This is a genomic window from Aquirufa sp. Wall-65K1, assembly GCF_054558475.1.
Genome location: NZ_JBPXKD010000026.1, coordinates 1 through 259 on the forward strand (window position 1 = coordinate 1; position 259 = coordinate 259).

The following is a 259-nucleotide window of genomic DNA, read 5'->3' on the forward strand; positions in this document are numbered from 1 at the left end:
ATGCCAATGGAAATAATTTAACTGCTGGCGGTGCTACTGTCACCATCACCAACTCATCTGGTTCAGGTACCATTGGTTCGGTTACAGATAATAGCAATGGTACATATACCGCTACTGTCACTTCTCCTACTGCGGCTGGTTCAGGCGTTTTCGTGGCCACATTAGGCGCAGCTCCTGTGAAAAGTGGTACTGGTTCCCAAACTCAATCTACCATTACTTACACTGCTGGTACAGCGAATAAATTAGTCGTTTCTTCTAT

The 259-nt window shown here is 45.2% G+C and carries 1 protein-coding gene; it reads left to right on the forward strand.

The features are described 5' to 3' along the window. Positions 1–259, forward strand: a 259-nt coding sequence (locus ACST15_RS12550; RefSeq protein WP_459454997.1) for an invasin domain 3-containing protein, incomplete at both ends; no start/stop codon positions are given.